Origin of the sequence: Bradyrhizobium sp. 134 (assembly GCF_023074155.1) — a bacterium.
Taxonomy (GTDB): domain Bacteria; phylum Pseudomonadota; class Alphaproteobacteria; order Rhizobiales; family Xanthobacteraceae; genus Bradyrhizobium.
In genome coordinates this window covers 127,293-140,654 of record NZ_JADPKX010000074.1, presented here as the reverse complement: position 1 = coordinate 140,654, position 13,362 = coordinate 127,293, and the positions used below count along the sequence as shown (strand labels likewise).

At 58.0% G+C, this 13,362-nt stretch carries 11 protein-coding genes, 1 tRNA gene and 1 pseudogene; 7 read left to right on the top strand and 6 right to left on the bottom strand.

Annotated elements, in window-relative coordinates:
• Positions 1–244: 244 nt before the first annotated feature.
• The 4 genes from IVA75_RS30860 (at position 245) to IVA75_RS30845 (ending at position 4,055) form a co-directional block, all read left to right on the top strand.
• Positions 245–1,807 (top strand): 2-isopropylmalate synthase, encoded by a 1,563-nt coding sequence (locus IVA75_RS30860; protein ID WP_027519477.1) that lies wholly within the window; start codon positions 245–247, stop codon positions 1,805–1,807.
• Positions 1,808–1,976: 169 nt separating this feature from the next.
• Complete coding sequence (locus tag IVA75_RS30855) at positions 1,977–2,981, top strand: TRAP transporter substrate-binding protein (protein WP_247288142.1); 1,005 nt, start codon at positions 1,977–1,979, stop codon at positions 2,979–2,981.
• A gap of 196 nt (positions 2,982–3,177) precedes the next feature.
• Complete coding sequence (locus IVA75_RS30850) at positions 3,178–3,813, top strand: Spy/CpxP family protein refolding chaperone (RefSeq protein WP_247288144.1); 636 nt, start codon at positions 3,178–3,180, stop codon at positions 3,811–3,813.
• Between the two features lie 166 nt (positions 3,814–3,979).
• Positions 3,980–4,055 (top strand) — tRNA-Lys (locus IVA75_RS30845).
• Positions 4,056–4,116: 61 nt separating this feature from the next.
• Here IVA75_RS30845 and IVA75_RS30840 read toward each other — a convergent pair.
• From IVA75_RS30840 to IVA75_RS30830, 3 genes are all read right to left on the bottom strand, one after another.
• A complete protein-coding gene (locus IVA75_RS30840) occupies positions 4,117–5,139 on the bottom strand; it encodes a tyrosine-type recombinase/integrase (RefSeq protein ID WP_247288147.1) in 1,023 nt (340 codons plus the stop codon).
• 552 nt (positions 5,140–5,691) lie between these two features.
• A complete protein-coding gene (locus IVA75_RS30835; protein ID WP_247288149.1) occupies positions 5,692–7,299 on the bottom strand; it encodes a DUF927 domain-containing protein in 1,608 nt (535 codons plus the stop codon).
• 124 nt (positions 7,300–7,423) lie between these two features.
• On the bottom strand, positions 7,424–8,293 hold the full coding sequence (locus tag IVA75_RS30830) for a hypothetical protein (RefSeq protein WP_247359588.1): 870 nt from the start codon (positions 8,291–8,293) through the stop codon (positions 7,424–7,426).
• Between the two features lie 357 nt (positions 8,294–8,650).
• Between IVA75_RS30830 and IVA75_RS30825 the strand changes: the two genes are divergently transcribed.
• Both IVA75_RS30825 and IVA75_RS30820 read left to right on the top strand, forming a co-directional pair.
• Complete coding sequence (locus IVA75_RS30825) at positions 8,651–9,586, top strand: hypothetical protein (RefSeq protein ID WP_247288153.1); 936 nt, start codon at positions 8,651–8,653, stop codon at positions 9,584–9,586.
• A 244-nt stretch (positions 9,587–9,830) separates the two neighbouring features.
• Complete coding sequence (locus IVA75_RS30820; RefSeq protein ID WP_247288155.1) at positions 9,831–10,166, top strand: hypothetical protein; 336 nt, start codon at positions 9,831–9,833, stop codon at positions 10,164–10,166.
• Positions 10,167–10,332: 166 nt separating this feature from the next.
• Here IVA75_RS30820 and IVA75_RS30815 read toward each other — a convergent pair whose 3' ends face one another.
• The 3 genes and pseudogenes from IVA75_RS30815 to IVA75_RS30805 all read right to left on the bottom strand — a co-directional run.
• The gene (locus IVA75_RS30815; protein ID WP_247288156.1) at positions 10,333–10,806 is read right to left on the bottom strand and encodes a hypothetical protein; all 474 of its coding nucleotides are present in this window, start codon (positions 10,804–10,806) and stop codon (positions 10,333–10,335) included.
• A 564-nt stretch (positions 10,807–11,370) separates the two neighbouring features.
• A complete protein-coding gene (locus IVA75_RS30810; RefSeq protein ID WP_247288158.1) occupies positions 11,371–12,270 on the bottom strand; it encodes a prolyl oligopeptidase family serine peptidase in 900 nt (299 codons plus the stop codon).
• Positions 12,267–12,950 (bottom strand): annotated as a pseudogene (locus tag IVA75_RS30805) (DUF4339 domain-containing protein); the annotation flags it as partial. The pseudogene IVA75_RS30805 and the gene IVA75_RS30810, both read right to left, overlap by 4 nt.
• Before the next feature lie 172 nt (positions 12,951–13,122).
• On the opposite strand from IVA75_RS30805, the gene IVA75_RS30800 reads away from it, so the two are divergent.
• The gene (locus IVA75_RS30800; protein WP_247288160.1) at positions 13,123–13,362 is read left to right on the top strand and encodes a helix-turn-helix transcriptional regulator; all 240 of its coding nucleotides are present in this window, start codon (positions 13,123–13,125) and stop codon (positions 13,360–13,362) included.

Genomic DNA, 13,362 nt, shown 5'->3' with positions numbered 1-13,362 from the left:
GCTCAAAGGGTCTGGCAATGCTGATTCGCGGCCAAATCGATGGGATTTCGGGGGAGGTGGCTCTGGCCGCCGCCACGATCCCGGCCGCGCTGCTGCCCACCCTCCTGATTGGCGGGCTTCTTCTTACTTGCCCCTGAGGGCCGGCTGGGCGCCATGCGCCTGGGCGCTCAGGGGTTGGTCGAGATCACCGGACACCTCAAGCGCCTAGAAGACTGACGGCGCAAAAGCTCAAAAGGAAATTCAAATGGCCCCCGTGAACAAGTCCGATAAGGACCGCGTCATCATTTTCGACACCACCCTGCGCGACGGCGAGCAGTGCCCCGGCGCCACCATGACCTTCGAGGAGAAGCTCGAGGTCGCCGAGATGCTGGACGATATGGGCGTCGACGTCATCGAGGCCGGCTTCCCCATCACCTCGGAAGGCGACTTCCAGGCGGTCAGCGAGATCGCTCGCCGCTCCAAGAACGCCGTCATCGCCGGTCTGTCGCGCGCCCATCCGGCCGACATCGACCGCTGTGCCGAAGCGGTGAAATTTGCCAAGCGCGGCCGCGTCCACACCGTGATCGCGACGTCGCCGCTGCATATGCGGGTGAAGCTGAACAAGACCCCGGAACAGGTGCTCGAGACCTCGGTTGCCATGGTCGCGCGCGCCCGCAACCAGATCGACGACGTCGAATGGTCGGCCGAAGACGGCACCCGCAGCGAGATGGACTATCTGTGCCGCATCGTCGAAGCCGTCATCAAGGCCGGCGCCACCACGGTGAACATTCCTGATACCGTCGGTTACACCACGCCCGACGAATACACCCACTTCATGAAGACGCTGATCGAGCGCGTGCCGAACTCGGACAAGGCGGTGTTCTCCGTGCACTGCCATAACGATCTCGGCATGGCGGTGGCGAATTCGCTGGCCGGCGTCGTCGGCGGCGCGCGCCAGGTCGAGTGCACCATCAACGGCATCGGCGAGCGCGCGGGCAACGCCGCGCTGGAAGAGATCGTGATGGCGATCAACGTGCGCAACGACAAATTCCCCTACTGGAACAAGATCGACACCACGCAGCTGACCCGCGCCTCGAAGGTGGTGTCGGCGGCGACCTCGTTCCCGGTGCAGTACAACAAGGCCATCGTCGGCCGCAACGCGTTCGCGCATGAGAGCGGCATCCATCAGGACGGCGTGCTGAAGGACGCTTCCACCTACGAGATCATGCGGCCCGAGATGGTCGGCCTGAAGCAGTCCTCGCTGGTGCTGGGCAAGCATTCCGGACGCCATGCCTTCGTGCACAAGCTGGAGGAGATGGGCTACAAGCTCGGCCCGAACCAGCTGGAAGATGCGTTCACGCGGATGAAGGCGCTGGCCGACCGCAAGAAGGACATCTACGACGAGGACATCGAGGCGCTGGTCGACGAGGAGATGGCGGCTTCGCACGACCGCATCAAGCTGACCTCGCTGACCGTGATCGCCGGCACCCATGGCCCGCAGCGCGCGACCATGAAGCTCGATGTCGACGGCCAGATCAAGATCGAGGAGGCCGAGGGCAACGGTCCGGTCGACGCGGTTTTCAACTGCATCAAGCGCCTGGTGCCGCACGAAGCCAAGCTCGAGCTGTACCAGGTCCACGCAGTGACTCAGGGCACCGATGCGCAGGCCGAAGTCTCGGTGCGGCTGTCGCATGAGGGACGTGCGATGACCGCGCGCGCGGCGGATCCGGATACGCTGGTGGCCTCGGCAAAGGCCTATCTCGGCGCGCTCAACAAAATCGTCATGAAGCGCCAGCGCGACACCGTGACGACCGCCGCCGCGAGCTGAGGTTGCTACCACCGCCTCTTCCGGAAGCGGAGAGGCGGTGATTGCGGCGTTCACCATGAATGGCTGCCCTGCTAACGGCCAATAGCAGCTTGTGATGTCGACCTGTATTGATGCTAACGGCATAGGCCACCCGTGCGCCGGGTGGCCCAAATAACAACAGGGAGAGATTATGCGCACCTTCGCGATCGCTGCGTCCATCGCGGTCTTGGCTCTTGGCTTGACCGGGCCGGCATCGGCCCAAGCGCCCATCATCATCAAGTTCAGCCACGTTGTGGCCACCGACACGCCGAAGGGCAAGGCGTCGGAGAAATTCAAGGAGCTCGCCGAGAAGTACACCGGCGGCAAGGTCAAGGTCGAGATCTATCCGAACTCGACGCTCTACAAGGACAAGGAAGAGCTCGAGGCGCTCCAGCTCGGCAGCGTGCAGATGCTGGCGCCGTCCAACTCCAAGTTCGGCCCGCTCGGCATCCGCGAGTTCGAGGTGTTTGATCTGCCCTACATCCTCCCCGATCTGAAGACGCTGCGGAAGGTGACGGAAGGTCCGCTCGGCGCCAGGCTGCTCAAGCTGCTCGAACCAAAGGGTATCACCGGCCTTGCCTATTGGGACAACGGCTTCAAGGAGATGAGCGCCAACAAGAAGCTGGTGACACCGGCCGACTATCAGGGCGTCAAGTTCCGCATCCAGTCCTCGCGCGTGCTCCAGGCGCAATTCAAGTCGCTCAGCTCGCTGCCGCAGGTGATGGCGTTCTCGGAAGTCTACCAGGCGCTGCAGACCGGCGTGGTCGACGGGCAGGAGAACACATGGTCGAACATCTATACCCAGAAGATGCATGAGGTGCAGAAGTACATCACCGAGACCAACCACGGCTATATCGGCTACGTCGTGATCGTGAACAAGAAGTTCTGGGACGATCTGCCGGCCGACATTCGCGACCAGCTGACCAAAGCGATGAAGGAAGCGACCGACTTCAACAATACGCAATCGCAGAAAGAAAATGAGGACGCGCTCGCCGAGATCAGGAAGAGCGGCAAGAGCGAGATCATCAAGCTCACTCCGGAGCAGGATGAGGCGATGCGCAAGGCCATGGAGCCGGTCTACAAGGACGCGGCAAGCCGTATCGGGCAACCGTTGATCGACGAATTCCAGAAGGAAGCGAAGAGCACGACGAACTGATTTGAACGGATGATGAATGGGGGCTTCCGTGCCGGGCGCGGAAGCCCCTTTTTGTTGCGAATGATTTCCGATTGCGACTGAATAAAGGTTCAGGAGCGTTACATCTTCGAAAGAACCCGCTCCCTGTCCAAGTTGTAAGTTGCGCGTAAGCCGCGCTGCGCTCATCCTCATGACATCCTTCCAGAGGAGAGTTCGCATGAGGAAGTTCACCATCGCCGCCATCGCCGTGCTCAGCATCGCCGGCTCGGGCGCGGTCTATGCCCACTATCATCGCCCGTGGATGCACGAGCACATGCGCCACATCCGCATGAATCCGGAAGACCGCGCCGCCATGGTCGACGCGCGGATCGCCGCCGTCCATGCCGGGCTGAAGCTCAACGCCGACCAGGAAAAGCTGTGGCCGCCGGTCGAGGCCGCCGTGCGCGACTTCGCCAAGCTGCGCATCGATCGCGCCAATGCGCGGATGAATGCCGGTCCCGGCGATGCCGGCAAGGACGCGAATAAGGACGCCAACAAGGATGCCGACAGGCCGGAGGATCCGGTCGCCCGCCTGCGCCAGCGCGCCGAGGACATGGGGGCGACGTCGGCGGCCCTGAAGAAGATCGCCGATGCCGCCGATCCGCTCTACAAGACCCTGGACGAGGGCCAGAAGCGGCGCCTCGCCGTGCTGACCCGCCACCGCGGCCCGTTCGGCGGTGACGAAGACGGCCCGCGCCGCCACTTCATGGAGCGTGGCATGGACCGCATGATGGAGCGCGGTATGGACCACTTCCACCGTGACCGTTTCGACCGCGACGGCGGCCCGGACCGGGACCGCGAGGGCCGGCTCTGAGCTGCAAGGGTTGCCGCGATCAACCTTGGCGAAGCCGCTGGAATCCAGCGGCTTTTCGCTTTTTTGGGGGATGTGGGCATACCCTTGGAAAACTTACGTACCATCGCTTGCCAGACCCGGATCGCTTTGCTAAACGACCGGCCTCGCAAGGCATTGACCGCCTTTCGGGCGCATAGCTCAGTTGGTAGAGCAGCTGACTCTTAATCAGCGGGTCCCAGGTTCGAGCCCTGGTGCGCCCACCATATAAATCAAGCACTTAGTATCAGACGTGACGTGGTAAGGTGGCTTATTTTACAGGTCATTTTACAGTTTTGTTCTCGCTTCGAGCTTCAGTACCGCAGCTTCAGCGAGCTGAATGTCGCGACCGAGGTAGTGCGCGTCGAGGATGGCCTCGACGTCCTTGAGCGAGTGGCCAGTCACAGCAGCGATCTGCGGCACGGTCGCGCCGGCGATGGCGAGCCTTACCACGGCGGTGCCTCTCAAATCGTGAAAGGTAAGGCCGCTCACACCGGCGCGCTCGCAGGCCTTCCCCCACGATGTACGAAATCCATCTGACGTCCACGGCCGGCCCAGCGTGTTCGTCAGAATCAGTGGTCCACGACGCTCAGTGGCTTCAAGGAGAACCCGCAGCGGCGTACCCGCCGGCATCGCCACGCGCCGACCGCCCTTGGACTGCCGTAGGCGAATGTACGGGCTCTCGTAGGCGGACCAGGGCAACCGCAACAGGTCGCCCTGTCGTTGGCCGCTCCACAGAGCCAGTATGAGGGCGAGTTGGATCTCGCCGGACGCGACCGAGAGAACGGCGGCAATGTCCTGTTCCGACCAAATCTTGTCTTTGCGGTCAGCCACATAGAGGCGGCCGCCACGCTCGCATGGGTTGGTGGCGATAATGCCGCGGTCTTTCGCGAACGACATCAGTCGGGCTAACGTCGTCCACGCGTAGTCGGCCTTGCGCGGCGTGTTCGCGAACTTGTCACGCCAGCTCTTGAATTCGCCGCGAACTCTTCGGTCGGTCAGTGCGGCGATCGGCAAGTCACCGAATTCGTCTTCGACCAGCTTGATATAGGCTAGGTATGCGCGCATCGTCGATTGAGCGAGGCCCGTGAATTCCGGCGCCGCCTTGTATTGGGCGACGATCGACATGAACGTGCCAGCACGCGGCTGTCGAATGCTGGCATGCGCGTCATTGAATTCGCGGATGAATTCTGGCGTGCCCGACTTGGCCTTGATTTGCGGCCCGCCTCGCCAAGCATAGTAGTAGATCTTGACTTCGCCCGCAGCGAGGCGGGCCTTGACCTTATGAATTCCTTTCAGAACGACGCGCACGTTTGGCTCTCCATTCATCTAACGCAGACGATTCTTGTTCTGGCTGCTGCAGACCACTCAATGCGTCCAATGCGAGATCGATAGCTTTTAGATCCCAGCGGGTCGTGCCGGGAAGGGGCGAGGGCAGCTTGCCAGACCGCACCCAGACGGAAAAAGCACTCGGCGATAGATTGCAGTAGGCAGCTGCTTGCTGCCTGCTCAACAACCGCGGCGTGAGCTGTCGGCAGGGCGCCGGGTCGACGTCCTGGGTCGTGGTTGAATTTGAGATAGCCGCACTGGTGCTTCCACGAGATGTGCGGCGATCAGAAGCGGAAGAATGTTCGTCCTTGAGACGCGCGTTGGTCGCGCGACCAGCAGATTTCGACTCCATTTTGACGTGCCAGTCGCCGATACCAACGGCGATTGTTTCACGTGACTCGTCCGAAGACTGAGTGGGAGGAGAACTAGCTTGACACCGGATAACCGTGTGTAAGCGGCAAATTATCTCAAAACCGCAGCAAAGTCAAAGGCGAGATTGGAGAGGGAGCTGCCAACGATCTGCCCGACTTAGTGTCATGCGCTACTCGTTCGGCGACCCCAGTTGATTTCGAGTGACCGCCTTCGAACACCGTCAGGCCAAATGAATTGTCCCTGGTTTTCATTCGACCTTGATCGAGTGATCCAGTTTCGTCGCGCCAGTTCGTCCAGCACGAGCTTGCGCTCCAGGGCATTGACGAAGATGCGATTGAACTTGTCCGTTTTCATGACGCAGCGATATCGATCACGTTGCCGTTCGACATATCCGTCGATCATGTCATACTCATTGCGCGTGATCGCCGAAGCTCTAGGTAAGCTCATCAGTCGCACCTTGAGCGATTTCCAGCCAGCGTCGAGGATCCGCTGCTCGGTTGAGAGCGTATCGAGAGCGGCGTTGCAGCATTTCGTAGTTGCATCCAAAAGCTCCGCCTTTTTCCAGGGGAGGTGTACACCTTCGATGGCAAGTGCGCCGCCCGCGTAGACAAGGCCGAATTTTCGGATGATGTCGGCGTACACGATCCCATCGGCCCTGCCGGCGGCATTCGCTCGAAACCGGTTCACGTGCCTGGTGATCTTGTCCCGAAGCACTGTCCGAGACCTGATCAGGAATCGAACATACTGTGCGAAGACCTGGCCGTGATCTTTGGCGCACGCGGTGTGAACCGACGCGAACAGTTGCTGCAATTCTGATTGGCCGAGCTGGCCAGCGTCTGGCACTCGATCAAAGATATGATCAAGACCGTCCAAGTAAATGGGCACATCGATTAGGCGACGAGCATCCCCGCCTCTTTGCTCACCGCACTTGGCCGCAAGCTCAGCTATGGTGGTCTCGGCGGACGTCAGCGAGATCACTCGGTACTGCTCGCCGTTGTCCGAGGTTTCATCAAACGTGGGGCTGCGTAGCTTGGTCGAGCCGGTGCCAAGGTTGTGCGCAAAGTTGCTTGTGCTGCGGTGCTTCTCTCTGTCCGATGCGGCCTGCATCTTGTTGAGATCGTCGACGACCATCAGGCAGTCGTTATGTGAGCGCAGGGCGGGCTCGAGGCCAGCTAGCGTGGCATTCCAGGTGAGCAGCTGGTCGATTTGACCTGCTCCGCAAACTGAAGAGCCGACCAAGGTAGCGGTCGTTTTTCCTCCTCCGGTCTTCCCTGCTAGACAAACTCCAAATGATTGCTCGCCCACAATGCGTAAGAGGGGCGCTGCAAATGAGCAGGCTGTGGTCAGCATCATGCCCGACGATTTCGCGGCAAGCGACCCCACAGATTTCAGCCAATTCTTAGACGAGCCCCGCGGTCGCGGTCTATGGGCCTCAGGCGGCAGGCCGCAGATCTTCTTCGTGTTGGCTCCAATAACCCGATTGGGCAGCACAAAAGTCTTACGGCCGGGGCGCCAACCTGCAGCGGCGGCATAAGCGAACCGTGTGTGTGGTGCTGATGCCGCAGCCGCTTCGACCGTCGACTTAGTCAGCAGGGAAGGATGAGCATTCCTATTGCGCAGCCGGTCACGAAACGACCGCCAGTTGTCAGCTTCGGCAGGGCGCACTTCCATAAATCCCTCGCCTTTATCCTCCCTCGTGAATGCATATCGCTGAAAGAACTGACCGTCGGACAGATCCTCAATCAATGCGGTCTTCTTCAAAATGGGCAAACGAGTCTCCTGCTCTGAGCCTGCACGCGATGCACGGCCGATTTCCAAGGCTCGAGACTACTGATTTGAGAGAAGAAGCGTAATAAGCCGGAGGTTTGCTGGTCTAGGCCACCAGTTTACTGGCCTACTTTGGAGGTCTGTAGTCCTTGTCAATCAATTTTGGAGGTCTGTAATCTTTCAGAATCGCCGCTTGCGCGGAGTCTAGTTCTGAAAGCCCGACGTCCACTGCCGCTACGTTCGGTGGAAATTTGAGAAAGCGAAAGCGAGCTCGGCTCCTCTCGTCCAAACGAGGAATCAGCCTGTCCTGACAGAAGCGAGCCAGCTCAAAGAATTCCATGACCTCGTCCTTTCTTGCTAGAAACTTGTCGACCCTGTTGATCGTCGATTTAAGATCCGGGGAAAGACGGGTGATGAACTCGTACTTGGATTGCATCGCGGACCAGATGAACGGGCCAGCTATGGCGTAGTTCACCCAGCTGACCTTCAGTGTAGATCGAGACCGTGTGTGCGCGTGTCGATCGGTCTCTTTAACATCGTCCGGTACAAAACCTCCCTGCTCAATGAAATGCAGTGCCTTCAGCAAGGATGGCCTTTGCTCAATTGGGCAGATCATAAAGAATTCGATCAACTCGGTTATGTTAGCGAGCTCATTGAAGGCAGATTCAAACTCCATTCTGAACGTGTCACCCAAAGGAAACTTCAGCAGGGTTTTTGCAAACACGTCCTGCGCAAAATAGGGATTCGTGCGAGCGAGAGTGGCTCGACGTGATTTCGGAAGTTGAAGAAAGTAATTCGCCGCACCAATAATCTGTGCTGTTTGAACGGTCTGAGCCTTCGTCGGAAACAACATCCACGTGACGAAGCCCAAGAAAGCCAACTCGCGCTCCAAGGGAAATCGTTGTCGTCGATAGCCTGTTATGACAGCGATGGCGTCGGATGGATCGAATTTGTGAGCCGAGATTTGAATTACCATGGGCGGATTGAGACCGTGCATTCCGTGCAGTGATTCGAGTTCTCAATCAGATTGCGTGGCTAGGGTCGAACGTGCAATGACGACTTTTAGCTTTGCACGGATTGCACATCCGCTGGCGAAGCGGGCATGGGGTCCAGCACGATTGCGACGCACTGCACGACTTTCCTTGGTCTATGATACGAAGCAGTTGAGGCTGGGTTGGCATTCTTCGGCTTCATAACTGTTCATTGCGGCTGCTTGCTTGCTGCTTGCTTGAACACACCAATGAACCAATAGACGTTCTACAGCACCTAGATGGGCTGTTTGAGCCGCCTACGATCGAATCTGCGTGACGCGACAACCTTGTAAAGCATCTCCAGTATAGGACTGGAGATGGACATGACATTCTATCGAAAAACGCGGATTGAGTATTGGCAGTCGCGAGAGCATTCCGCGCTGCAAAGGGCATTCGAGAAATCGAAGAAACGTCACACCTTATCGCGTGGTGATCGAGAGCTGCCGAAGGGTAGATTTCGACATGATCTGCTGGCCGTAAATTCTTTTTCACGTCGGATCTGGGGGCAAGCTGTTAGCAACGAACTGTCGAGCTTCTTCTGTGACGGAGGGGATGGTTCAACGCACAACCAGGATGTATTTTTTGTTTCCCTCATGGACGTGCGGTGCGCGAGACCGCCCGAAGATCGCATGACTATTGGGGACCTGGAGTTCATCAAGAACCGGCTGAGGTATGGCTTACGGGGGTTCTCGTATTTTGGCGTGGTCGAGCCAGCCTATTACGTCAATTTGCAGCACGGAGTGCGATATGCGGGCAAGCTTTGCATGTTCTGGCACCTGCATGCTCTGGTCTGGGGCGTTGCGCGTAAGGAGCTGAAGAAGCAGCTCCGAAAGCTTGTGCGCTCGGGCCACTATAGCGCAATCGCCGATGGTCTGCGCGCTACTCACATCCGAAAAATCAAACAGGGTAGATTACCCAAGCATGTAGCCTATCTACTGAAATCGCCATGCAAAGGCTATCGACTCTCGGTGCGAGATCGAGAAGATGAGTTGGGGCGGCCGATCACCGACGTTGATGGTGTGGTATTGCGGCAATTCAAACAGGGTAAGGAGGATCTTCGACATGGAGAGAGGATCGCAATCTTCCACGCCGTGAAGCACCTCCACCTTGACAAGCTCGCTGTCGCTGGCGGCGACGGTGCAAAGCTTCTGAAGACTGCCAAGCGCATCGCTTTGAGGGGCGATACTACGACGCTCAGAAGCCGCATTCCCGGTCCGATCCGAAGGAGGCACAGGCAAATCACAATGGCGCGGCCCTGAATTGACCCCTACTTCTCGGCACGGATACCGCCCTTGTACCCTCGCTGGGTCTCCATTTCCGGATCGTGATTTTCACTGAGTGGCGGGGCGATTAGAGCACTACGACAGAGGCGCTCAGGCGAACTTGTAAAAGATCCTTGTCCAGCCGCGACGTTGCGGCCAACAAGGAGAAATTCAATGGACGTTAAGCTTGACGCTATCATCGCCGAGATCGCCCGAACTCTCGATTTTAGTCTACTAATGCATGATCCCCGAGTTCGCGGCCTTGCCGAAACCTCAAAGGATGCACTTTGTCACGAGGTGCCTAGCAGGTCATGGCATTACAAGAGGCGAAAAGTACGGCGGGAGAAAGGTTCGGCGCTGGCGACAGTCGCGGCATTTCGAAAGAAACTTCGGTGTGAAGGATCATGGAATACCGGACGAGATCGAGCGGATCGAGGCACCAATAGCAATCTCGACGCTTGTCGATGAATTTTCCAAACTTCTGGATTTCAATGATGAACCGATCAACACGGTGATAAACTACGCTTGTTGGAGCATCAACGGTTTGATCTGGGAGATCCCGCCGACGGAATGGTAGCCAAACCGACGTATCCTATAGGCTGACCACGTACTGCTGATCTGTCGGGCAACATCCAATGAGCTGAGTGGCGGTGCGCGGATGAAGGCTACGAGCTCTGCTGAGCCGACGGGGCTCGTAGCTTTTGATACCGGCGTGAAAAGGGCCGATGCGTCAATTTTTCGGCTCAATCGCCCCAATCGCCCTCTGGAAAATCGCGAAGCGACCGCCTCCGCTTCCTTTTAATCTCCACGGCTGCCCGCGCGCATCCGGCCAATCCATCGTGTAGTCGTGCGAACTGCCGTAGCCTAGTGGCCGGGACATCTTGTGAGTAGATGTATTCCAGGGCTCTTACCCAGCGGCTCTTTTGCTTGTGGTTCGCCTCAGGCAAGACTGCCTCGATCAAAATGCGGATCGAGGTCATGTCTTTGCGCTCTGCAATTCCTAGCTGGCCGGCAAGGGCGCGAGCTGACCGCTTCGCGATTTTGCGATGCTTCCAATCCATGTAGACGGAGTAGACCGCTTCCATGACGTTGTAGATTTCGAACCGGCCGCCACGCAGCCTCAGTCTGGTTGCTGCTTCCATTGCAGGGCGAATGGCCGCTGCGAGTTCGGGTGACAAGCGCGACGCCCGCCTTTTGCCCTGTTGGGTGGTCTGCATGATGATTTTTCCCATTTTTCTCAGGCGATATGTCTGAGAAATTAGGGTCACCTGAGGCGATCATTCGTGCGGAAAGCGGGTGCTATCTCACCCAGAAAAGATTGCCGATTCAGATCGGCTAAATTTCGCGAAAACACTCGAGAACGCGTTGTTGAGCGGCATTCTGGACGACTGCAAAGATATGCGGCCACCGGGCACGCTCAATGAATCGTACAAAGAAGCGCTCCCGCGATCCGGAGGTTGTCTTGCTGGGCAGCAAGTCGTTCCGTCTTCAATATCGCAGTATAAAGTTCGCGCCGGATATCGGGCAGAAATAACCTCACCACTTTGCCCGAGCCCAAAACGTGTCCCACCGGCAGTTTGCTGGCCAATGCGCACACCTCGGCGGGCTGCCGGATTAGAACCCGGCAGTTCATGTCCATGGCCGCGGAAACGATGCTGTCCCTCAGAATAGTGAACCGAGCGCCCCGCGGTCTTCCATTGGCGTCGAGACCTAAGACATAGACTTGGTAGGCCCCTGGCGGTTCCGATTTCTGGCCCATAACAAGGTCCTTGTACAAGGAGTCATCGGAGCTCGATGCCTTTGACGAACTTCTTTGTTTTGACCGTGGAGACAATGGTCTGCATCATGTCCTTTTCCGCGGTCGGTTCGTAGCTGAGGTGCCAGCCCATGAATTCGTGTGCAGGTGCATTCACCGGGAAGCCGTGGTTGGCACCGTGGTACTCGATCATCCGCACGGGAACCGACCGTTTCCTCTTCACGAGTTCTTCGCACCATTTTGGATTGTTCGCGTCATCCTGGTCCCCCATGAAGAGGATGATGGGACCCGTATAGAGCGCGGAATGCTGCAATGACGGACTACAACCCGGCGCAATCGCGAACGCTGCTGCAAAGTGGTGTGAATGATCTGCTTCCTGCGTTGTCATTGACACCAACGTCGTTGTGCCGCCGTTACTATAGCCCATGAGGTAGACTTCATCGGCCTTTGCGAGCTTCTTCTCAATCAGGTAGTCGAGAGCAGAGTAGGCGTCGTCGGCGCGACGGCGGCCCCAATGCAGATCGGCGAGGCCGCACGACTTGTCCACATACCGCGTGGTGAAGCTGTCGAGCACCAGCACACCGACGCCTTCCTTGTTGAGAAGATCGGCAACGTGCGCCGCCCACTCTTTGGCCTCGGTGCCTAGACCGCCGCAACCATGCAACAGAATGACGAATGGTGTCGGTCCCTTCGCGGCCTTGGGAGAGTAGATAAAAGCGTTTAACTCGCCGTCCTTCTCTACTTCGCCGAACTCCTCCGGCGTGCCGTTCTTGAAATTCTTCGAGAACCCGGAATCGTAGGGGTTTTCCTTCGTCCAGTGCTTCCCCGAGTTGTGAGCGTAGTCACCTTTCCACGGAATTCTCACCTGTTCGGCCGAAGCTGCCGTGGACAACAGCACGAAGATCAGAAGGAATATGGGTTTCATTTCTTTTGGCTCGTTTCGCTTGCCGTCTCAGATGAGCATAAGCGGAAACGCACGCTGAGCGTCGGGGGGAAGCCGCTGCACGCGGGGAGGGAAAGACCGGGCTCGGGATGGAGCCCGGCATATAGTTGAGTCTGGCCTTCGACAGATGCGTATATCAGGAAACCGACTATAAAGCTGATGATCCAGGCGACCGCGTAGTATGGGCGCTGCTTAAGGTGTTTCGCCCTCAGAAACATATACACTGGCGCAAACAGCACGGCTGTGACGCGAGTTAGCCGAGAACCATATCCCGCCTGTTTCAACCGGCGATCATCGAGCCAGCCGAGCAAGGCGTTGATGACGACGGGTACCTGGAACGGCAGTCCCCTGCTTGGGTGATACGGAAACCCCGGTACTAGAGAACGAGCCGCGGCTTCCTGGTTGGTCGCGCTCACTGCTGCCTCGATCACCCCGAAAACGAGTGGCAAGAGAGCCAGCGTCCAGACGTAACCGTTGCCAATGTGCTGGGACGAAATCGCAGGTGGCTCGGCAGCCACCAAGTCAGCAAGGTCGCTTTCCCGGAGAGGCTTCCATTCGGGCATGCCCTTCCGCCAGACCTCCGTATCCGTTTCGAGTTCTTTTTTGCTCAGTAGATTCCTGATGGTCGTAGCTGTCGTCGGACCTTGCCGAGCGCCGTTCGCGACATTGTACCACCGTTGGCGTGGTTGCTTGCCTCTCCGAGATTTGGAAGTGGGGGTGGTGCAGAGAGTTCTTCAGTCACTTTGGTTTTCCGATTTCTAGAGCAGGTTTTTGGAGGTGCCCTCGCTTCGACCCAAAATCTTACCAATAGGGAATATAGTCCCTAGAGACTATATGCGCCCGATGGTGCTCCATCCCGGAATGCAGGATTGGCGCGTCATTGTTGGCAAGAACGTCCGGCGTATTCGTCAGCAGCGTCGAATGACCCAAGAGAAATTGGCGTTCGAGGCTGACCTGGATTTGACCTACATCGGCGGGATCGAGCGAGGGCGGCGTAACCCCAGCCTATTGGCTATGGCTCGAATTGCTGAGGCCTTGTCGGTACCGCTCGTCAAACTCTTGAACGAGCAGTGA

Excerpts from the sequence above, each read along its gene's own strand:
- IVA75_RS30825 (WP_247288153.1), top strand. The coding sequence starts at position 8,651 with ATGACATTCTATCGAAAAACGCGGATTGAGTATTGGCAGTCGCGAGAG.
- IVA75_RS30860 (WP_027519477.1), top strand. The coding sequence starts at position 245 with ATGGCCCCCGTGAACAAGTCCGATAAGGACCGCGTCATCATTTTCGAC.
- IVA75_RS30850 (WP_247288144.1), top strand. The coding sequence starts at position 3,178 with ATGAGGAAGTTCACCATCGCCGCCATCGCCGTGCTCAGCATCGCCGGC.
- IVA75_RS30820 (WP_247288155.1), top strand. The coding sequence starts at position 9,831 with ATGATCCCCGAGTTCGCGGCCTTGCCGAAACCTCAAAGGATGCACTTT.
- IVA75_RS30815 (WP_247288156.1), bottom strand. The coding sequence starts at position 10,806 with ATGCAGACCACCCAACAGGGCAAAAGGCGGGCGTCGCGCTTGTCACCC.
- IVA75_RS30800 (WP_247288160.1), top strand. The coding sequence starts at position 13,123 with ATGCGCCCGATGGTGCTCCATCCCGGAATGCAGGATTGGCGCGTCATT.
- IVA75_RS30855 (WP_247288142.1), top strand. The coding sequence starts at position 1,977 with ATGCGCACCTTCGCGATCGCTGCGTCCATCGCGGTCTTGGCTCTTGGC.
- IVA75_RS30830 (WP_247359588.1), bottom strand. The coding sequence starts at position 8,293 with ATGCACGGTCTCAATCCGCCCATGGTAATTCAAATCTCGGCTCACAAA.
- IVA75_RS30810 (WP_247288158.1), bottom strand. The coding sequence starts at position 12,270 with ATGAAACCCATATTCCTTCTGATCTTCGTGCTGTTGTCCACGGCAGCT.